At 48.0% G+C, this 20,538-nt stretch carries 21 protein-coding genes; 20 read left to right on the forward strand and 1 reads right to left on the reverse strand.

What is annotated here, in order from left to right:
• Window positions 1–197: 197 nt before the first annotated feature.
• The 15 genes from ABDK92_03730 to ychF all read left to right on the forward strand — a co-directional run bounded on the left by ABDK92_03730 (window position 198) and on the right by ychF (window position 13,409).
• Entirely contained in the window at window positions 198–1,349 is a 1,152-nt protein-coding gene (locus tag ABDK92_03730; protein MEN3185733.1) for a type III PLP-dependent enzyme, read from the forward strand.
• 41 nt (window positions 1,350–1,390) lie between these two features.
• Window positions 1,391–2,128: an ABC transporter ATP-binding protein gene (locus ABDK92_03735; protein MEN3185734.1), complete on the forward strand. Its 738-nt coding sequence runs from the start codon at window positions 1,391–1,393 to the stop codon at window positions 2,126–2,128.
• Window positions 2,125–3,372, forward strand: a complete 1,248-nt coding sequence (locus tag ABDK92_03740) for a SufD family Fe-S cluster assembly protein (GenBank protein ID MEN3185735.1) — start codon at window positions 2,125–2,127, stop codon at window positions 3,370–3,372. The genes ABDK92_03735 and ABDK92_03740 overlap by 4 nt, the downstream gene beginning before the upstream one ends.
• A gap of 17 nt (window positions 3,373–3,389) precedes the next feature.
• Window positions 3,390–3,617 carry an Lrp/AsnC ligand binding domain-containing protein gene (locus ABDK92_03745; GenBank protein MEN3185736.1) on the forward strand — a complete coding sequence of 76 codons (228 nt, stop codon included), beginning with the start codon at window positions 3,390–3,392 and terminating at the stop codon, window positions 3,615–3,617.
• A 10-nt stretch (window positions 3,618–3,627) separates the two neighbouring features.
• Entirely contained in the window at window positions 3,628–4,239 is a 612-nt protein-coding gene (locus ABDK92_03750) for a S24 family peptidase (protein MEN3185737.1), read from the forward strand.
• An 18-nt stretch (window positions 4,240–4,257) separates the two neighbouring features.
• Complete coding sequence (locus ABDK92_03755) at window positions 4,258–4,668, forward strand: secondary thiamine-phosphate synthase enzyme YjbQ (protein ID MEN3185738.1); 411 nt, start codon at window positions 4,258–4,260, stop codon at window positions 4,666–4,668.
• Window position 4,669: 1 nt separating this feature from the next.
• Window positions 4,670–5,800 (forward strand): iron-containing alcohol dehydrogenase, encoded by a 1,131-nt coding sequence (locus tag ABDK92_03760; protein ID MEN3185739.1) that lies wholly within the window; start codon window positions 4,670–4,672, stop codon window positions 5,798–5,800.
• A 21-nt stretch (window positions 5,801–5,821) separates the two neighbouring features.
• Complete coding sequence (locus tag ABDK92_03765; protein ID MEN3185740.1) at window positions 5,822–6,151, forward strand: cupin domain-containing protein; 330 nt, start codon at window positions 5,822–5,824, stop codon at window positions 6,149–6,151.
• Window positions 6,152–6,154: 3 nt separating this feature from the next.
• Window positions 6,155–7,033 (forward strand): radical SAM protein, encoded by an 879-nt coding sequence (locus ABDK92_03770; GenBank protein ID MEN3185741.1) that lies wholly within the window; start codon window positions 6,155–6,157, stop codon window positions 7,031–7,033.
• A 13-nt stretch (window positions 7,034–7,046) separates the two neighbouring features.
• Window positions 7,047–7,568 carry a DUF2148 domain-containing protein gene (locus tag ABDK92_03775; protein MEN3185742.1) on the forward strand — a complete coding sequence of 174 codons (522 nt, stop codon included), beginning with the start codon at window positions 7,047–7,049 and terminating at the stop codon, window positions 7,566–7,568.
• Window positions 7,569–7,578: 10 nt separating this feature from the next.
• A complete protein-coding gene (locus tag ABDK92_03780) occupies window positions 7,579–8,454 on the forward strand; it encodes a hypothetical protein (GenBank protein MEN3185743.1) in 876 nt (291 codons plus the stop codon).
• Window positions 8,455–8,689: 235 nt separating this feature from the next.
• A complete protein-coding gene (locus tag ABDK92_03785) occupies window positions 8,690–11,542 on the forward strand; it encodes a hypothetical protein (protein ID MEN3185744.1) in 2,853 nt (950 codons plus the stop codon).
• Between the two features lie 15 nt (window positions 11,543–11,557).
• Complete coding sequence (locus tag ABDK92_03790) at window positions 11,558–12,073, forward strand: nitroreductase family protein (protein ID MEN3185745.1); 516 nt, start codon at window positions 11,558–11,560, stop codon at window positions 12,071–12,073.
• A gap of 6 nt (window positions 12,074–12,079) precedes the next feature.
• Window positions 12,080–12,313, forward strand: coding sequence for a DUF951 domain-containing protein (locus ABDK92_03795; protein ID MEN3185746.1), 234 nt, complete (start codon window positions 12,080–12,082; stop codon window positions 12,311–12,313).
• A 1-nt stretch (window position 12,314) separates the two neighbouring features.
• A complete protein-coding gene (gene ychF / locus ABDK92_03800; protein MEN3185747.1) occupies window positions 12,315–13,409 on the forward strand; it encodes a redox-regulated ATPase YchF in 1,095 nt (364 codons plus the stop codon).
• Here ychF and ABDK92_03805 read toward each other — a convergent pair.
• Window positions 13,385–14,617, reverse strand: a complete 1,233-nt coding sequence (locus ABDK92_03805) for a TIGR04013 family B12-binding domain/radical SAM domain-containing protein (GenBank protein ID MEN3185748.1) — start codon at window positions 14,615–14,617, stop codon at window positions 13,385–13,387. The genes ychF and ABDK92_03805 overlap by 25 nt on opposite strands.
• Before the next feature lie 157 nt (window positions 14,618–14,774).
• On the opposite strand from ABDK92_03805, the gene ABDK92_03810 reads away from it, so the two are divergent.
• The 5 genes from ABDK92_03810 to ABDK92_03830 are packed head-to-tail and all read left to right on the forward strand — an operon-like array spanning window position 14,775 to window position 20,531.
• Window positions 14,775–16,109 carry an NADP-dependent malic enzyme gene (locus ABDK92_03810; GenBank protein ID MEN3185749.1) on the forward strand — a complete coding sequence of 445 codons (1,335 nt, stop codon included), beginning with the start codon at window positions 14,775–14,777 and terminating at the stop codon, window positions 16,107–16,109.
• Window positions 16,110–16,112: 3 nt separating this feature from the next.
• Window positions 16,113–16,955, forward strand: coding sequence for a fumarate hydratase (locus ABDK92_03815; protein MEN3185750.1), 843 nt, complete (start codon window positions 16,113–16,115; stop codon window positions 16,953–16,955).
• Window positions 16,952–17,533 (forward strand): FumA C-terminus/TtdB family hydratase beta subunit, encoded by a 582-nt coding sequence (locus ABDK92_03820; protein MEN3185751.1) that lies wholly within the window; start codon window positions 16,952–16,954, stop codon window positions 17,531–17,533. Before ABDK92_03815 ends, ABDK92_03820 begins: the two co-directional genes overlap by 4 nt.
• Window positions 17,533–18,375: an ATP-dependent Clp protease proteolytic subunit gene (locus ABDK92_03825; protein ID MEN3185752.1), complete on the forward strand. Its 843-nt coding sequence runs from the start codon at window positions 17,533–17,535 to the stop codon at window positions 18,373–18,375. The genes ABDK92_03820 and ABDK92_03825 overlap by 1 nt, the downstream gene beginning before the upstream one ends.
• A 32-nt stretch (window positions 18,376–18,407) precedes the next feature.
• Entirely contained in the window at window positions 18,408–20,531 is a 2,124-nt protein-coding gene (locus tag ABDK92_03830) for a DNA topoisomerase 3 (GenBank protein MEN3185753.1), read from the forward strand.
• Window positions 20,532–20,538: the final 7 nt, after the last annotated feature.

Here is a 20,538-nt window from a genome sequence, read left to right on the forward strand (position 1 = left end):
AGTATATTCACTAATGCTTCTTGTTGTCAACGTTAAAGACCTGCGCAACATGGTACAGGCTTTTGGTCAGGTTTTTCTTGGTAAAAATTTTTTCTGCAAGGATTCATAAATATATTGAAAAAGAGGGGGTAAATGCATATACTTCACAAGGACTCCTTTTACGGAGTTACTTTGTGAATGCGGGTGGTTAAAAATCAATGGAAAGAAGGTCCAAAACCCTGGAGAGAATTTTCCCTTTGAGTGAGGAAATAATTGTAGAACTCGCGAATGAGTATGGTACCCCTCTTTTTCTTATTGTTGAAGAGAGAGTAATGCGCAATTATGCGGCCTTTCAAGAGTTTTTTCCAGGAATCGAAATTTTCTATGCTATAAAGGCCAATCCCCATCCGCTGATACTGAAAATCTTAGCCGACTTAGGTTCTTCGTTTGACGTGGCTTCGGCTCAGGAGATTGCCCTTGTTCTGGAACACAATGTTGAGCCGCAGCGAATGATTTTCGCCAACACCATTAAAAGAAAAGAGGCCCTGAGATATGCTCGGGAAAAAGGCGTGGATTTGCTCACCTATGATAATGAAGAAGAGTTGCGGAAAATCAGAACGGTATATCCGGAAGCAAAGTTGATTTTACGGCTGAAAACTCCCTCTCTGGGTAGTCGGATTGACCTTTCCTACAAATTTGGTGCGGAGCCTGAGGAAGCGGTAGCGCTTTTAAAACTGGCAAAAAGTCTTGGTCTTGAAAACGTGGGACTCAGTTTCCATGTTGGTTCTCCTTGTCATAATCCGGAGAATTACCTTCGCTCGCTGGAAATTGTCAGGACAGTCATTCAAGAGGGAAAACGGGAAGGCGTAATGCTTTCGGTGGTCGATATTGGAGGAGGATTTCCTCTTCACACCTATTATGCTGAGGGTGCAGAAGCGAGCATGGAATATATGGGTGAGAAAATCTACCCTCTTTTGCGGTCTTTCCTGGTTTCAGGGTATCGTGTGATTGCTGAACCAGGGAGAAGTCTCATTGGAAATGCCTGTCTTCTGGTCACAAAGGTCATTGGAAAGGCAGTACGCTCGGGGCGCACCTGGTATTACCTCGATGATGGACTGTATGGGACGTTTTCAGCCATTCCTTTTGATAAAGCCAGCTTCGATTTTTATTCTCTGCGGGATTCTGAAGAAGGACAACCCTGCGTTCTGGCTGGTCCAACCTGTGATTCTCTGGATGTCATCGCCGAAGGCGTACACTTACCCTCGCTCATGCTTGATGACCTGATAGTTGTACCGAACATTGGGGCGTATTCGATTGCTTCGGCAACGAATTTTAACGGTTTTGAAAGAGCCAAAGTGGTCCTCGTTTAATATGGTATAATTGAGATACCTCGAGCTGGAGGTGCACGTGAATGCTTCGTGTAGAAAACCTGAAGGTTTCGGTAGAGGATCGCGTAGTTCTTGACGGGGTAACTCTGGAAATTCGAGAAGGAGAAGTGCATGTTCTTCTTGGTCCCAATGGGGTGGGTAAGACCACGCTCCTTATGGCCATTATGGGAGTTCCTGGCTATCAGATTGTGTCAGGACAAATTTTCTTTAATGGTGAGGACATTACTCGCCTTGATATGGAGGAACGAGCCAAAAGGGGGATTGGTATCGCGTTTCAAAAGATGCCCCCGGTACGGGGCATTTCTCTCCGTACCATGGGAGAGGTGATTATAAAGACCCATGGTTTTGATGATCCATCTCTTCTTGAACGTGTAGCCCACCGCTTGGATTGCTCCTATCTCCTTCCACGGGAAGTTGGAGTCGGTTTTTCGGGAGGAGAGGCCAAACGAGCAGAAATTTTCCAACTTCTCTTGCAGCGTCCTCTTTTCTCCATGGTTGATGAACCGGAATCCGGGGTGGACCTTGATAATATTGCCCTGGTGGGGAAAGCGCTGAAAGAACTTTTTGAACGGGAGCAGGTGCGGACAAAGAAGCGGTCGGGTCTGGTTATTACTCATACCGGTTATATTCTGGATTATCTGAACGCTGACCAGGGTCATGTGCTGGTGAATGGTCGAATTGTTTGTAGTGGTAATCCTCGGGATCTTTTTGAAGATATCCGAATGAAAGGATACAGCGAATGTCTGAGGTGTGAACGATGAGTACTGTGGGTGATGTTTTGCGCGCGATCAAAGAAAAAGCCGAAGGAGCACTCATCAAGAAAGCAGTCTTTGGCCCTGATGTGGATCTCTCTCGTTTTTACGAGTGTTCTCCAAAGGAGCAAATTGGTAGTCTGGAAGAAGTATCTTCTCAGCTGAAAGAAGCAGCTCTGTACGCCGGTGTGGAGCTGGAAAGTCCGGGAGCGGGGACCTATCTCCAGGTGGATCGTTCCGCAATCTATGAACGAGTTCTGAAACCTTTCGAGGGAAAACTCGAAATCATGAGTGTCCGTCGGGCTCTGGAACTTTATCCTGAAGTTGTTTCGGAATACTGGTGGAAGCTAATTCCGGTTGACATGGACAAATATACCGCTTTTGCTGAACTCTGTTTCACAGAAGGGTATTTCATTCGGGTTTTTGCACACCAGAAAGTCGATATCCCGCTCCAGGCCTGTCTTTTGGTTTCTGAGAAATCCAGAGTGCAGAGTGTTCATAACCTCGTGATTCTGGAAGAAGGGGCTGAGGCGAACATTATCACCGGATGTGCTTCGGTAAAAGGAAGTGAGGAAGGCGTCCACATCGGGGTGAGCGAGTTCTACCTTGGGAGAGGGAGCCGTCTCACGTTTACCATGATTCATAACTGGGGGGAACAGTTTCACGTTCGTCCTCGGACTGCGATACGCATGGAGGACAATGCTTTCTTTAGCAGTACCTATGTGCTGATGAAGCCGGTGGCTTCTTTACAGACCTTTCCTCGGGCATCTCTGGAAGGGAAAAACGCGAACGCCCAGTTTCAGAGCATCATTTTTGCGAAAGGCCGCTCCTACATCGATATTGGTTCTACCCTCCTTTTAAAGGCGGCAGGATGTCGGGGAAACTCTATTTCCCGGGTCTGTGCCGTGGAGCAGGCGGAAATATACACTCGAGGACGCCTCATCTCCTACCATGACGATACCCAAGCTCACCTTGAATGCAAGGGGATCCTCTTTTCTTCGGAGGCCAAAATTATTTCGATTCCAGAACTGGAGGTTCACGGTGCTCCAAAAGCTCGTCTTTCGCATGAAGCTGCGGTAGGACCTCTGGAAGAGGAAACCATCAACTACCTGCGTGCTCGAGGCCTTAAGAAAGAAGAAGCGTTGTCTCTCCTCACTCGAGGGTTTTTGAGTATCGATCTTCCAGGGATTCCTGCGCTTCTCAAGGGCTACATTGAGGAGATTATCAAGGTCACTTCTCGTGACATCATGTAGAGGTGTTGTGCTTGGGAGTGCAAGCCTATATTCTGATCCAGGTGCAGGCAGGGAAAGCGCAGCACATCAAAAAGGAGTTGGTCCAAAATCCTGCCTTTTTGAGGGTGGATCGGATCATGGGGCCTTTTGATCTCATTGCTCTGGTTGAGGCAGAAAATAACCGGGAAATTGGAGAAACCATATTACGAGATATTCAGTCGTTAAGCGGAGTGAAGAGAACCCTGACTTGTCCGATCATCCCTTGAGAACATGGTAATGAGAGGGAAGAAGAGTATTTCTTCAAAAGGAGAGGAAATCCTTCTTTTCATTGAGCAGTATTCTCGCAAAAATGGCTATCCACCCACAGTGAGAGAGATTGGCGAGGCGGTGGGCTTAGCTTCGTCCTGTAGTGTTCACTACCATCTGCGTAAGCTCGAGGGAAAAGGTTTTATCCGTAGGGACCCGGCCAAACCACGAGCGATTGAGCTGAATGTACATCGGATTGATGCTCGACTGAGTAAAGATATGGTGATTGTCCCGCTGGTGGAAGGTTTTACTTTCAACAAAAGAGGTTTCGATATTGGAGAGGCAAAGAAATTTTTTCTTTTCTCTCGTTCTCTTTTGGGTGAAGAAGGATGTTTCGTGTTAAAGGTTGATGGAGATGGGTTTCGGGCGTGGCATATCCTTGGGGGAGATTATCTGTTCATTAATAAAAAAGAAACAGGTTGTGTGGGGGATTTGGTGTTAGTGTGGGAAGGCGGAAATATTGCGATCCGGAGAATCGGGGAAAAAGGGAAGCTTTTGGCTGATGAAGCTGATGGTTCGGTTTCTTCTTGGAATGTGGCTATGGTAATCGGGAAAATTGTGGGAATATGGAGGAAATTGTAGGAGGTGTTGGAGGTGATCGTGACTAGAGAACTTGTTTTTCCCACCGCAGGGCACGGTGAAGTGGTGAAAATTACAGACAAAGTGGTGGAGCTTTTGGCACAATCTGCGCTCCAACGGGGGATGGTTTTGCTCTTTGTTCCAGGGAACACAGCGATTGTAACGACTCTTGAATTCGAGCCAGGTCTTGTGGCTGATGTCAAAAATGCCTGGGAAAAGCTCGTTCCTTCTACTGGTGAATACGAGCACAATCTTCGCTGGGGGGATGGGAATGGGTATGCTCATGTGCGTTCCAGTTTTGCTGGACCGTCCCTTGTGATTCCCTTTGAGGATGGGAAGCTGATTCTGGGGACCTGGCAGGACATCGTTCTTATCGATTTTGACAATCGTCCCCGAGATCGACGACTCGTTGTCCAGGTCATGGGAGAATAAAATGGGAGAGCAATTTGTCTTTCGCTTACCAAAAGAGATTTATTTTGGTCTCGGTGAAGGAAAAAGGGTGGGGGAACTGATTAAGCGACTGGGAAAAAAGGTGCTTTTCGTCATTGGAAAAAGTTTTGTTCAACGGTATGGAATTCTTGATGAAGTCATGACTTCTCTTGCTGAGTCGTCTTTAGAATGGGTCATCTTTGAGGGGGTTGAGCCTGAACCATCCCTAAAGACCGTTGACCGCGGTGTGAGCCTGGCGTATCGAGAGAATTGTGACTTGGTGCTCTCTGTAGGGGGAGGAAGTGTTCTGGATTGTGGAAAGGCCATAGCCGGCGTTTGTGGGAACGGAGAAAGCGTGGTTCCCTTTTTCGAGGGACAAACCCTGCCCCATCCTGGCATTCCCTGGATAGCTATGCCCACCACGGCAGGCACGGGTTCGGAGATGACCAATAACGCCGTGCTCACCGATTACACCAGAAAGCTCAAAAAAAGTTTTCGGAGTCCCTTTCTCATTGCTACTCTGGTCATCGTTGACCCGCTCTACACTCGTTTCATGAGTCCTTACCTTACCGCGGTAAGCGGTGTTGATGCTCTAATCCAAGCTATTGAAGCATACACCAGTCCCCGGAGAAGCCCTATGACCGATTTTTTGGCTCTGGAAGCGGTGGAAAGACTATGGAGGCATCTACCACTGGCCGTTCAGGATGGTGATAATCTCGAATATCGGAAAGAGATGGCTCTGGGGAGTCTGGTGAGTGCCATGGCCTTTGCCAATGCTTCGTCGGGGCCGATTCATGGTCTGGCGCACATGATTGGTCCTGATTTTGGAATTGTGCATGGAGAAGCCTGCGGTATACTCTTTCCGGCCGTGGTTCGGTTTAATCGAGACGTTTTAGAAAAACGGTATCTCGAGCTTGCTCGGGTTACCGGGAACCAGGGGGTGGAAGAGTGGATAAAGGCGTTTGAGCACCTGATGCAAAGGATTGGTTTACGGACCAGACTTCGGGAGTTTGGTGTTGGGGAGGAAGCACTCATTTCAGTTATTCGACCAGAGCGAATTGGAGCGAGCATCAAGGAGAACCCTCGATCCATGGATACGGAGGACTTGTACTCTATCTTGAAAGAGGTGTACTGAAAGGAGGGATTGCAAGTGGAAATGGTGCGCGAAGATGAGAAGAGCTTTCGGAATGGAGATTGGGGCATCAAATACCTTTTTCGGGGCCCCCGACTTGACTGGGGTGTGGTTTTACTCAAGCCTGGGACCTGCATGGGAGCTCATTACCACCGGGAAGTGGAAGAAACCTTTTTCATCCTGGAAGGGAAGGGGATATTAAAAATCGACGAGTCCGAAATACCGGTGGAACAGGGCATGGCTTTTCGGGTGGAACCGGGGGAAAAACACGATCTCTATACCCTGGAGAATTCTTCTCTAAAAGGCATTTTCATTAAATTTCCCTATTGTCCAGACGACAAGGTCGACTGTTGAAGCATGGAATCACCGCTTGAGCTTCTGGTCTTTTCCCTCTATGACCATCTTAGGCACTGTGACCTCTGCCCACGTTGTTGCGGCGTGAACCGTCTGCGAGGCGAAAAAGGATTCTGTCGAGGAGGGATGTTGCCCAGAATAGCCAGTTTCCATCCCCATTTTGGAGAAGAACCGTTGTTGAGTGGCCGGAAGGGTTCGGGCACCATCTTTTTCACCGGATGCAACATGCACTGTGTGTACTGCCAGAATTACACCATCAGTCAGTTTGACGAAGGAGAAGAAGTTGATTGCGAAACGCTGGCTGCAATTATGCTCACGCTGCAAAAGGAAGGATGTCATAATCTGAATCTGGTGACTCCGACTCATTTTTTACCCCAAATTCTCTGCGCATTGAGTATCGCCAAAAAGGCTGGTTTTTCGCTTCCTTTGGTTTACAATACTGGGGGGTATGAAAGGGTAGAAATTCTCCGTCTTTTAAAAGGTGTGGTTGACATTTACTTACCAGATATGAGATATTCAAGAGAAGAAAGCGGGGTACGGTACTCTCGGGCACTTTTCTACCCGTATTTTAACCGGGAAGCAGTGCGGGAAATGTTTGCCCAAGTTGGGGAAGTGGTGTGTAATGAGGAAAATGTGGCATTGAGAGGGATGGTGGTAAGGATTTTACTTATTCCCTCTCTGGTTGACGAAGCCATGGAGAATTTGCGGTTTCTGGCTGAAAATGTTTCTCGGCGGATTTTTATCACGCTGATGCGGCAGTATCGTCCCATGTATCGGGCTTCGGAATTTCCCGAGCTCGGTGGGCAGATTGATACGGTAACTTATGAGCGAGTGCTTCGATATGGCTTAGAACTTGGCCTGAACAATTTCATCTTGCAGTGAAAGGAGGATGAGAATGGAGGCAGCATTGAGGCAGATTGCTGAGTTTATGGTTATTTCAGCCCGGACTGCCCCAAAATCGGGAGGAAAAGATTTTGTTACGGTTCAAGTGGTGGAGGGAGATTTGTTACAAAAGTTGGGAGAGGCAATGGTACAGTATGGGGAAGAGACGGGAATTCGAGGTTTTATTCGAGACGGGAAAAACGTCTTGGATTCGTCAGCGGTGGTGTTGATTGGGTTAAAGGATGCTCAGGTGATGGGCTTAAATTGTGGGGGATGCGGTTTTGATGCCTGCACGGAACTGGAACCAAAGGAAAAAAGAGAATTTAAAGGTCCGCAGTGTATGTTGCGCCTTCTGGATCTTGGAATTGCTTTGGGATCGGCAGTAAAAACGGCTTCGCTATTTAACGTCGATAATCGTATTATGTACCGTATTGGAGTGATTGCCAGACGTATCGGTCTTACACAGGATGATGTGGTGATGGGAATTCCCCTTGCGGCGAAGGGGAAGAACATTTATTTTGACCGTAAAGATTAGAGGTGCGTGCATGGGTGAGTTCAGGATTCAAGACGTTATTGGATTGATCCTGGCAATTTTAATCGTGGCTATTTTAATCAGTATTATTCTGATTTTGCGCGAGAGTGCTCGGGAGAGAAGGCGGTGGACCAGTGAAGAGGAGGAAGAAGAGGAAGTGGGAAAGAGGCGTTTTCCCTTTCCCCCTCGAGAAGCCACTCGTGGGGCGAGTGAGGTTTCAGGTGAAGCCATACGAGAGGGAAAGTGGGGTGCTTTGCCCCGTCCCCGGGTGACTGAAGAAGAACAAGAAACGGTTGAAGAAGTTGTCAAAGAATATCCCAAGAAAGGGTATCCTGTCCAGGAAGAGACCGAAAAGGAATTAACCCTTAAGGAGAACCAAAGGGTAGGGGAAGAAGTGAGGAAAGGGAAAGAACCGAAACAAGTGGTCATCGAAAGGGCCTTGCGAAAGCTTGAAAACCAGGGGATTGACTTTGGTAAACTCAAATCTCTGGTGACTGAAGAGATGCTCTCTTTTTCGCCTCTCCTCTGGGAAGTGAAAGAGGAGGTTCGCTCAGGAAAAGAATTGGGAGAAATCGTGATTCATACTGTTTTCCGAACCATTCCTGGATATTCTGGGGAGGAAATTGTTGAACGATATCGTTCCGGAGATATATCGATTGTAGAGAAACTGGAAGCACGAATCAGAACTCCCGAGGGGAGAGATTTCCTCGTGGCAACTCTGAGCCTTGAATATTTTCACGTTCCAGAACTGGAACGAGAAATGAAAAGGGGGAGTTTGGAGAAAGAAGAATATGAGCTCTTGCGAGCTTTAAAATTCGTGGATCGGAGCACAAAAAGAGAATTCGCTCGTGCCGTTTACGCTCAGATTATGAGTGAAGACAAAGAGTAGGGCGGTGTTTTTCACTGTTTCATCTCGTAGGGAAAGAAAATTGAGGAACTGGAGAAAGGCGTATTGGGTTGTATTTTTCATTCTCTGGTTCCTTTTCTCTCTTCTCTATTTTCTCGGTTCTGCTCGTTGATTTTGAGTTTCCTTCTGCGATAAGGTTTCCTCAGAGTCATTACTCGCAAGGTCAAAAGTTCTTTGTGCTATAATTTTCTAAGGATTTGTGAGGGGAGGTGGTTTTTTGAAAACATGGTTTGGGCTTCTCGTGGCGATTGTGGCGATTATCCTTGCTTTGGTACTTCTTGCTCAAGTACCTCGTTTGGGTGGTCGGTTGCAAGAGATGGAAACACGACTTTCGGAAGTGGGAAAAAGGGTGGAAGATTTGGACACTACTCTCAAAACGTTTCCGGGTGATTTATCGCAATTGCGTGAGCGGCTTTTGGGTATGGAGGAACAGGTAAAAGCCACTTTGGAGGTTAGCAAGAAGGTGGATTCTCTGGCAACATCGGTGAAGAATCTTGACAATTTTCAGGCAGAGGGGCAAAAGACCATTACTGATGTCCAGAGAAAGTTGGATGAGGTGGAAAAGAGGACAAAAGGTGCGAAAGATATGCTTACTCAAATGGATGACAGGGTTGGGGTTTTGGAGGCGAAAGTTAGACGACTTTCGGAAGTGGAGTCGCTCTTCAATGTTGTCAGCCAGAAGGTGGATTCATTATCTTCATCTTTTCAGCAAGTCACTGCTTCGCAACTTGAGGAAAAGAAAATCGTTGAGGAACTTGGGAAACGAATCGACAATCAGGAAAAAGAGACTGAGGGACTGAAACAAGCTCTAAGGATTTTCGATGAAAAGTGGCAGGATTGGGTTGGAAGCCTTGAAAGTCTGAAAACGCTTGTTCAATCTTCTCTGAGCCGAGTGCAAACACTCCAGGATACGGTTCAAGCCATGGAACAGAGTATTGCCGCTCATGATTCCAGGATGGAAACAATTCGTCAAGAGATGCGGAAAAACCTTGCCGAATTGGAAAATTTGCTGAGTGCGTTACATATCGACCAGCGTTTTTCAGCGCTTTTAAAGTACGTTCAGGATAAAGACAAAGAACTGAGATCACTTTGGGAGGACCTGGAACAGAAGCTTAAGGAGAAGGATGGGGTGTTTCAGGATCTTGAGGGCAAAGTGAACAGGGATTTTGAAACGCTGAAGGCCATTCTGGAGGGCTTGCAGCAAGATATCGCTGTGCTGAAAGGGGAAATAGAGGAAAAGTTGCAAATTCTTTCTGCTTCATTCCAGGAAACCAGGGATCTTTTGGAAGAAAAGATACAAGATTGGGAGACCATCAGTCAAAGACTGGCAGCACTTCAGAAGGAATATGTTCCTCAGAATCGCTGGGAAGAATTCGTCTTGGAGTGGCAAAAGCAGTTACAGGTTTTTGAGGGAAGTATCAAGGATTTAGCGGTCAAGGTGGATGCGAAGTGGAAGGAGCTTGAAGAACGCCTGAGGGAGGTAGAAGGTTTATTTAACGAACAATCTCGGCGGGTGGGAGAAATTCGAGAAGAACTCGAGCCAGCGATTGAGGCACTCCAGGAGAAGGTTTCTCTGCTGGAGGGCGATTTTGAGAAAAATAAAGTATGGATTATGGAGGTAGAGAACAAGCTTGGTGAGAATGCCGGAATCGTTGAAAAGCTATACAAAGATATTGCAGAAGTGGGTCAAAGTATTGCTCTCTGGGAGGGAAGACTCCGGGAGCTAACGAGCTTTAAAGGAGAATTAGGACAGGAAATCGACGAAAAATTGGACAAGGCGTTAAAAGAGCTGCCTGATAAGGCCAGGCTGGAAGTGCTGGAGAAAGACATGGCTACCATCCTTGCTCAGAAAGAAGAGATTTTGTCCCAGTTGCGTTTGTGGTATGAAGAACGAGAACGGTTACAACAGGAACTGGAGGGGCGTAAGAAAGATATTGGAAATTTAGAAAAGCGTATCGCTGAAGAAGAAGCGGCAGGTCGTTCTACCCAGGAGGCTTTGATGAAAATGAAGGAGGAGTTGGAGAGCCTTTCTGGGCTGCGGAAGGAACTCGAAGAGAGGTTATACCAGTTTAATGGTCAGATTTCTACTCTGGAAGCAAGCCTCAAAGAGCACGAGACGAAAATGGACAACCTGGTTCGTGCCACGAGTCTTGAAGTTCAGCAATTGACAAAAAGCGTGGAAACCATTCAAGAGGATTTGGGAGCGTTGAAAAAAGAAGGTATTACGCCTCCTCAACATGCAGCGCAGGCTCTGCAAAACCTGGAAGAGGGGCTCGCAGGGGTATCACAACGTCTCCAGGAGGTCGAAGGTTTTGCACAAAACTTCTTCCGTATGGGTATTGAGGCTAAGATTTCTTCCATGGGAGAGGAAATTCAGGCAGTGGCTAAGAAAATTGAGGGGGTGATGGAACGCTATCCAGCCACGTCGGCAGAAATTGAATCGCTCCGGAAGATGGTCGAGGAATTGTGGCAAGAGAAGTCGAACATTGAAAAACGCTTTGAAAATCTTACTCAGGAGGTGGAAAGTCTCAAAAAGGGGAAAGAAATTATCGGTGATGTAGAAAGTCTGAGTCAGGAAAAAGAGCGGTTGCGCCAGGAAATAGAAAGTTTGGCTGGAGAAAAGATGGATCTGGAAAGCGAACTCCAAAAGCAGCAGTACGAGGTGGAAAAAATCAGGGGAGAACTCCAGAAGCTCGAGGTTGAAAAAGGTTCTACGGAAGAAATTAACCGGTTACGAGAAACCTTGCAGAAGGCCGAAGAGGGAGTTAACGTTTTAAAGCAGCAGCTTAAGGAGAAAGAAGAACAGATTGAGGCTCTTCAGAAAAAAAATGAGGAATTGAGCCGTCAGTTAGAAGAGACCGAGAAATATACTTCCTATGTCATTTTACCCTGGGATAATCTGTGGACCATTGCACGGCGATACTATCGAGATGGTCGAAAGTGGAAAGCGATCCTTGAGGCCAATAAAAACGTCATCGCCGATCCATACAGGCTTCAGCCCTACTTGGAAATCAAAATCCCCCGCCAAACTGTGGATGTGACTGTGGAAGGCGAACCTGATGACAAGTAAAAAGGAGGAATGGACATGGACTTAACCGAAGCGATTGAAACGCGAAGGAGTGTTCGAAAATTTCGTGCTGAGGAAGTGGCTGAGGAAGATTTGAAGGCGGTCCTCAACGCGGCGAGGCTTGCTCCTTCGGCCAATAATCTCCAACCCTGGAAGTTTGTGGTGGTCAAAAACGAGAAAAAACGGCGGTTGATCGCCCAAGCCTGTTTTGGACAGGAGTTTGTGGGGGAGGCGCCAGTGGTGATTGTGGCCTGTGCTATTGCTCGGGGCGGTTGTATTGGAAATTATATGGAAAGCTGGCCTGTTGATGTAGCCATAGCCCTCACCCATTTGATGCTCATGGCCTGGGGAAAGGGTCTGGGAACCTGCTGGATTGGTGCTTTTGACGAGGAACGAATTAAGGAAATCTGCGCTATTCCTCCAGAAGTGAGAATTGTAGGGATAACGCCTTTGGGATATCCGGTCAAACTTCCTCAGGCGACTCCACGGCGGCCTTTGGAGAAGATTTTTTGTGAAGACACGTATCTCGAATGAGGAGGAGTGGTTTTGGGTATTATCAGGTTAGAGATCGATGATATTCTGGTGCTCAAAAAAGCTCACCCCTGTGGAAGCCAAGAATGGCGAGTAATTCGTGTGGGAGTTGATATTGGCATCAGATGTCTTCGGTGTGGTCGATTTGTCATGGTTCCCCGGCGGAAACTGGAAGGGAAAATTCGGGGTATTAAGCGCCGGGGCATGTCACTTTTACCTCAGGAAAGTATGCTCGAGGTGTAAGGTGGGTCTTCGGGTAGGCATTGTGGGATTGCCAAATGCAGGGAAAACCACCCTTTTTAATCTTCTTACCAGGGGGCACGCTGAAGTGGCCAGTTATCCTTTCTGCACGATTGAGCCCAACCCCGGGGTGGTTACGGTTCCCGATGAACGCCTTACCATTTTGGGTGAGCTTCTTTCTCCACCGCGGGTTGTTCCGGCAACCATCGAATTTGTCGATGTAGCCGGACTGGTGAAGGGAGCGAGCCGTGGAGAAGGGCTTGGTAATCAATTTTTAAGCGTAATTCGGGGCGTCGATGTGGTACTGGAAGTGATTCGTTTTTTTGGTGACGAAAGAGTTCCACACGTGATGGAAAATGTGGATCCCTTGCGAGATCAGGAAGTCGTCGATCTGGAACTGGCCCTTTCTGATTTAGAAATTGCTGAAAAGCGCTGGGAGAAGGTCAAAGAATTGGCGCGAAAGATTAAGGATGAGAAGGTCCATCTTGAAGGAAAGGTTTTGGAAAAATGCCTTTTTTCCCTTCGCCAAGGTACACCCTTGCGGGAGGTGACCTTGGATGAAGAAGAAAAAGAAATCCTCAGTTCTTCTCAATTTGTCACCTTAAAGCCGCTTTTCTACGTTGCGAACCTAGATGAGCAGGACACCTCCAAACTCCTTTTTCAACAAGTCAAAACAACCTTAGCGGAAAGGGGTGTCACGATTTTACCCGTCTTTGCGAAATTGGAGGAAGAACTTCAGGACTTTCTGCCTGAAGAGCGAAAAGCGTTCCTCCAGGAATTTGGAGTTGAGGATACGGGATTGAAGCTGGTGGTACAGACGGCATACCGTCTTTTGAACCTTATCACCTTTTATACCTTTGGAGATAAAGAGTTACGGGCTCGAGAACTTTTGCGGGGAAGTAAGGCACCTCAGGCTGCGGGGAAGGTTCACAGCGATATGGAAAAGGGCTTTATTAAAGCCGAGGTGATTCATTTTAGCGAGCTTATGGCGATAGGGTCTTTTGAAAAAGCCCGCCAGCTGGGACATATCCGTCAGGAGGGAAAAGAGTACGAGATTCAGGATGGGGATATCGTCTATTTTCGCTTTTCTTCGCACTGATTTTTTCGCAAAATCTGTGCGTGACGTTCCTGGGTGTACCACTGTCCGAAGAGTTTTCCTTGTTGCGCGAGTCGTCCCAGAACTTTCTTCGTTTGTGGTGAAAGGGGCGTTCCAGCTTTTTCTCCCCAAGGTGTTCCGGGTAAGGGCATAAACGTGTGTGCGTGAATGATGGCCCCCATTTCTGCAAGCGTGCACACTGTAGCCAAATTCTCACGTTCTTCTTCTTCGTTTTCTTCCGGGCATCCGAAGATGAAATCGACGTTGACTTTAAAACCAGCCCGGAGTGCGAGTTCAGTGGCTCTGAGGATGTCTTCTTGCTGGTGTTGTCGATGCATACGTCGCAGGAGTGCATTACTTCCGGATTGGGCTCCGATGATCAGATTGTCGTTATCCACATGCTCTTTGAGGAGTTTCAAGAGTTCCCAGGAGGCAAAATCAGGTCGTATTTCTGAGGGAAATGACCCGAAGAAAATGCGCCCTTTTTTCCCGACTATCTTTCTCAATTCCCCGAGGAGCTGAGCCAGAGCATTGGGGCAAACAGTTCTCCCGTCGGGCGACCCGTAAGCCAGGGCGTTGGGAGTAATAAAGCGCAGGTCAAGGAGGTTTTTCCGTTTCATAATTTTCACGTACTCGAGAACGTGGGAGAGGTTGCGGTGTCTTACGGTGGGGCCGAAAAGGAATGAAGTTTGACAGAAGGCACAGGCAAAGGGGCAACCTCGGGTGATTTCGATGGGGCCAAAAACACCAAGTTCATGAGGAAACGGAGGGAAACGGTCGAGGTCAACAGGACCGGTAAAGACCGTTTGGTACTCAAGGGATAATTGTCCTGTGATGAAGCGAGAAACGATTTCCTGAATAGCGACTTCTCCTTCTCCTTGCACAGTGATGGTGGCAAGAGGAAGAAACGCTTCTGGGCAAGCGCTCAGGTGGGGGCCACCGCCACAGAGAATGGTTTCAGGTCGTATATTTTTGACAGTGTGGAGGATTTTTCTCTTTTCTTCCTTTTCTGGACTGGTGCTAGAAAAAAGGAGGAGAACCGGCTGGGGTAAAGCAGCAACACGATGATAGAGCTCTTCTTGATTTATTGCCCACACCAGATTTACCTTTCTTTTCAGATCTGTTGCGCACAGTGAGGCAATTAGGGCATTGAAACTGAACCTATTTTTTCGACTGTAAAATACGAGAACGGTTGGTTTTTCTCTGTTCATCCTTCGGAATCATTATAGCAGGGAATGTTTCGTCAGGGACCACCCTTTGCAGAGAAAAGCAGGTTGTACCGTTATGGGAAGCATTCGGAATACTTCACGGCTTTCGGGTTTATGTTACAATGGGAAGACCAGAAAAAGGAAGGAGAAGGTTTTGGGTATGGAGAGAAGAAACGAAGAAGAACTTCATAAACCTTTTATAGAGTCTTTGAGGCTTCATGCTTTTTACCAGGGAAAGATTGAAATCAATCTCAAGTGTCCGGTGCGGAATTACGATGATTTTGCTCTCTGGTACACTCCGGGAGTTGCCGAGGTCTCGCGACGCATCTTTGAAGAAAAGTCATTTTCGTTTCAGTACACCAATCGGTGGAATTCGGTTGCCGTCGTGTCCGATGGTTCTCGGGTTCTGGGTCTGGGGAATATTGGCCCAGAGGCGGCGTTGCCGGTTATGGAGGGGAAAGCACTCCTATTTCGGTATCTGGGGGGGGTGGATGCTTTTCCCCTTTGTGTTCGGGTGAAAAGACCTCATGACCTTGTCGATTTTGTGACTATGATTGAACCGAGTTTTGGAGGGGTTAACCTGGAAGATATTGCTCAGCCTTTTTGTTTTGAACTTCTGGAGGAACTGAAGAAGAAACTGACGATACCAGTATGGCATGATGACCAGCAGGGAACGGCTTTGGTGGTTCTTGCTGGTCTTTTGGGGGCTCTGGATGTGGTGGGAAAGAAAAAAGAGGAAGTGGGGATTGCTCTCATTGGGGCTGGAGCATCCAATGTCCGTATTGCGCATCTTCTGATGAAAGCAGGGGTAAGAGGGGAAAACATGGTGCTCTGTGACCGGAAAGGAGTCCTCTCGCGGGAGAGGAAAGATTTGGAAGAAGAGAATCCCTGGAAGTGGGAACTTTGCTGGTTAACCAACGGAGGTAATATTCAGGGTGGCACAAAAGAAGCGATTGAAGGGAGAGATGTCTTGATTGCCCTTTCTGCACCTGGTCCGGGAGTCATTCTTCCAGAGTGGGTTCGGCGCATGAATCGTGATGCCATCGTTTTTGCCTGTGCGAATCCCACTCCTGAAATCTGGCCCTGGGAGGCAAAGGCAGCGGGAGCCAGAGTTGTCGCTACAGGTCGTTCTGATTTTCCCAATCAAATTAACAATTCTCTGGGTTTTCCTGGCCTTTTCCGTGGTGTTTTAAGTGCCCGAGCCCGAGCGATTACCGATGAGATGTGTGTGGAAGCTGCTTTGGCGCTTTATCGTTATGCGCGATCCAAGGGATTGAGTGAGGAGTACATTATTCCCAGCATGGAGGAGTGGGAAGTGTATGTAGAAGAGGCAAAAGCTGTGGCGTTGAAGGCCCAGGAGCAGGGACTCGCTCAGAGAGTGGTGAGCGAAAATGAACTCGAGAATGAGGTCAGGATGATCATTGGACGGGCAAGAGCACTGGTTCGGGAAGCCATGGAAAAGGGATATATTCCTCTCCCGATGGAGGAGACGTGAGGAATGAAAGTTGTACAAGCGCGAGAAATCGTCCAGGCTGTGGAGAAATCGCTGTGGGAGTTGAATGTTTTTGGTAGCCAGGGTTTGCGAGAGAAGATGTTCTGGGCTTGGCAGAAAGAGGAAAGTGAAAGCGGAAAAGAAATGCTCTCGCAGGTTCTGGAAAACTATGCTGTTGCGGAGGAAAAAAAGCTTCCGCTCTGTCAGGATACAGGGATGGTTATGGCAGAGGTTATCATGGGAGAGGAGGTCAGAGTGGAAGGAGGGAGTATTCGGGAAGCCCTTGATGAGGGAATCCGCCGAGCTTATGAGCGAGGGTACTTTCGGAAATCCATCATTTCTGACCCCTTTTTTGGAAAAAATACCCAGGATAATACCCCTGGAGTCTATTTTTTTGATGTGGTCAAAGGAGAACGGTTCCAGATCGAATTGTTGGTCAAGGGTGGTGGGTGTGATAATATCACTACCTTGACTGTCCTGGAGCCAGGAAGTCTTGTTGAAGAGGTCGAGGAGGTGGTTTTGCGAACATTGAATGAAAAAGCGGCCCAGGCCTGTCCACCCCTTATCGTGGGTGTTGGTGTTGGCGGTAGCGCGCTCTATGCTCTGTTTCTTGCTCATCGTGCCTTGAGTCGTCCACTGGGAAGTGTGCATCCTGACCCGCGCTATCGGGTTCTGGAAGAGAAATGGCTTCAGGATGTGAATCAACTGGGGATTGGTCCCCAGGGGGTGGGAGGGAAGGTCACGTGTCTTGAAGTACGTATTGAAACCTATCCCTGTCATATTGCCAGTTTCCCGGTGGGAATCGCCTGTAGCTGTCACGTTTTTCGAAGGAAAACCTTATGGTGGTGAGTGTCTTGAAAGGGCGAGATTTTGTGCTAAAGACACCGTTATCGGTTGAGGAAGTAATGATGCTTCGTATCGGAGACATGGTTTCGCTGAGCGGTGAGCTCTATGTGGCTCGGGATGCAACCCACCGCCGAATAGTGGAAGTTTGGGAGAGAGGTGGGGAAATACCGGTTCAGCTTGCAGGAAGTGTGCTGTACTATGCGGGGCCAACACCTGCGCCTCCGTATGAAGTAGTAGGGTCCATCGGTCCGACCACCAGTTCCCGGATGGACCGATATCTGGAGACGTTTCTTTCTCGGGGAGTTCGGGCCACTATCGGGAAGGGGCCCAGAAGTGAAATCGCGAAGAAACTGTGTGAAAAATTGAAAGCGGTTTATTTTGTCGCTTGTGGGGGTGCAGGGGCATATCTTGCCAGCTTTGTGATTCAGAAGGAAATCTGTGCGTACGAGGATTTGGGGGCCCAGGCATTGCTCCGAATCGCGGTTCAGGATTTTCCGCTCATTGTAGCCTATGATGTGTATGGAGGAGACCTGTTTGAGGAGGGAAAACTCCGTTTTCAAAAAACACAGGAGGGAGACTGATGTTTTGGAATATCATTTTTTTGCTGCTCATTGTAAGCTTTTATTTTCCGGTTTTACAGAGAAAGGTTCTGGAACAGCAACGATTGTTGGCCATTCGCAATTTTGAGCGGAAACGCCGTTCAAGGGTTATTGTACTCATTCATCGCCAGGAATCGGTCAGTTTTTTGGGTTTGCCCATTGCTCGCTACATCAATATTGAAGATTCGGAAAAGGTCTTGCGAGCCATTCATTTAACACCGGAGGATATGCCCATTGATCTTGTCCTCCATACCCCCGGGGGGCTGGTTCTAGCGGCAGAACAGATTGCTTGTGCTCTGAAAAGACATAAAGCAAAAGTAACCGTATTTGTGCCGCATTACGCTATGTCTGGAGGAACGCTGATTGCCCTGGCAGCCGATGAAATTGTTATGGATCCCAATGCAGTTTTAGGGCCGGTTGATCCGCAGATAGGAACCCCCCACGGGCAGTATCCAGCTGCTTCGATTTTGAAAGCGCTCGAAGAACCGAATCCTAACCGGGACGATGAAACGCTTATTTTAGGTGATATCGCCCGTAAGGCGGTCCGCCAGGTATATCAGGTGGTCTTTAATCTGGTGCACGAGAAAATGTCGGAAGAGCAAGCGAAAGAGTTGGCCACGATTCTTTCTGAAGGAAGATGGACACATGATTTTCCCCTGACTCTGGAAATGGCTCGTGAACTGGGTCTTCCGGTACGGGAAGGGCTTCCAGATGAGGTATATGAGTTGATGGACTTCTATCCCCAGCCGTTCACCCAGAGGCCATCGGTTGAATATATTCCAGCGCCGTATCGGCCCTATCGCCGTCCGTCGTCCAAAGAGTAACGAGACACATCGTTTGGATTGGAGAGAAAAGAATGGGTAAGAAACTGGTGATTACCGAGAAACCCAGTGTGGCGAGTGACATTGCGAAAGCACTGGGCCAATTTGAGAACCGTAAAGAGTATTTGGAAGGTGAAGAGTATTTCGTTACCTGGGCCTTGGGACACCTGGTGACCCTGGCTGAACCGGAAGATTATGACCGAAAATTGAAATCCTGGAGGCTCAACCTTTTGCCAATTATTCCTCAAACCTTTATACTGAAACCCATTGAAGGAGCAGAAAAGCGCCTCGCGGTTATTCGGGAACTTCTTGCGTCTTCCGAAGTTGATGGTGTTGTGAACGCCTGTGACGCAGGGCGGGAAGGAGAATTGATTTTCCGTTACATTTATGAGTTTTTAGGCGGCGAGAAACCCGTCTGGCGACTCTGGCTTTCTTCCATGACCAAAGAAGCAATCCGCAAAGCGTTTTTAGAATTGAAGGCCGCGGATGAATACGAGTTTCTGGCCCATGCCGCCAAGTGCCGTTCGGAAGGTGACTGGTTGGTGGGGATCAACGGAACCAGAGTTTTTACCACTCGCTACAAAATTCTTCTTTCCGTGGGGAGGGTTCAGACACCAACTCTGGCGATTCTCGTTCACCGGGAACGAGAAATTCAAGAGTTTCAACCCACCACTTACTTTGAAGTTTTTGCCGAATTCGATTCACCCCAAGGAAGATATGTGGGGAAATGGCACAATGGGGAGGACCGTTTTTTTGAGGAAGCCAAGGCGCAAGAGGTGTTGGATAAAATCCTGGGTAAAAAGGGTCAGGTGAGCGATTTTAGTGAGCAGAAAATGGCTGAAGCCCATCCATTGCTCTATGACCTCACTGAACTTCAGCGAGATGCGAATCGCCTCTTTGGGTACCCTGCACAGCGGACCCTTGATATTGCCCAGAAACTGTATGAGCATTATAAGCTGATCACCTATCCCCGGACGAGCTCTCGATATCTTTCTGAGGATTTGATGTCTCAGGTTGAGAAATCCTTTTCCATGCTGGAGCGGTGTGGCTTTCAGGATTTTACAACCGGAATAGATCCTCATCGGTCGCTTTCTGATCGCCGGATTTTTGACCGGAGCAAGGTTTCTGACCACCATGCGATTATTCCCACTGGGGAGGAAATTCGCTGGGAAGTGCTCTCGGAAAGCGAGAAAAAAGTGATGGACCTTTTGGTGCGCCGATTCCTGAGCGTTTTTTATCCTGACGCTCTGTGGATGCACAGGACTGTTAAGACCATGGTTGACGGTGAAAAATTCGTGAGCAAGGCGAAGATCATGCTTGAAGCAGGATGGCGGAGATTGTACCGGGAGAAAGAGGACGAACAGGGCGAGACGTATCTTCCCCGTTTAGAGAAAGGGATTGAAGTGGTTGTTGAAAAAGCCTGGAAGGAAGAAAAGGAGACCAAAGCTCCTCCCCGGTACACTGAAGCCGCGCTCCTTGCGGCAATGGAAGGGGCGGGTCGATTTGTTGAGGATGAAGAATTGCGGGAGGTTTTGAAAGAGAGTGGTATCGGGACTCCAGCGACTCGGGCCAGCATTATCGAACGCCTGATCGAGGTTGGGTATGTGGAGCGGGAGAAAAAAACGCTTTTCCCCACCCCCAAGGGTATAGAACTCATTAATCTGGTAGAAAATATCCCGGTCTTTGAGCTGGCCTCACCACAGCTCACTGGAGAGTGGGAAAAGAAGCTCGCCTTGATGGAGAAGGGGCTGTTTCAACGAGAAGTATTTATGGAAGAGATCAAGAAATTAACCGTGGAAATTGTGGAAAAGGTCAAATCTCAGGACGCAGGAAATGTACGGGCTAAGATGAATGCTCCGCTTGGTCAATGTCCCCTGTGTGGTGCTCCAGTTTATGAGAGCAAAAAGAATTTTTTCTGTTCTCGCTGGAAAGAGGGATGTTCGTTCTCGGTTTGGAAGCAGATTGCTGGAAAGAATCTCAGCCGACGCCAGGTTCAGGAACTCCTTCTGCGGGGAAGGACTGGAAAAATTGTTGGTTTTCGTTCCCGAAAAGGAAAGCGTTTTGCCGCATATCTGGTGTTGAATGAGGGTGGGAAGGTGGAATTTGAGTTTTTTCAGAAGGAAGGAGCCGGGGTGGCTGAGGAAAAGAACAAAGAGTAAGCAGAGA

This window comes from Atribacterota bacterium, from assembly GCA_039638595.1.
Classification (GTDB): domain Bacteria; phylum Atribacterota; class Atribacteria; order Atribacterales; family Caldatribacteriaceae; genus Profundicultor; species Profundicultor thermophilus.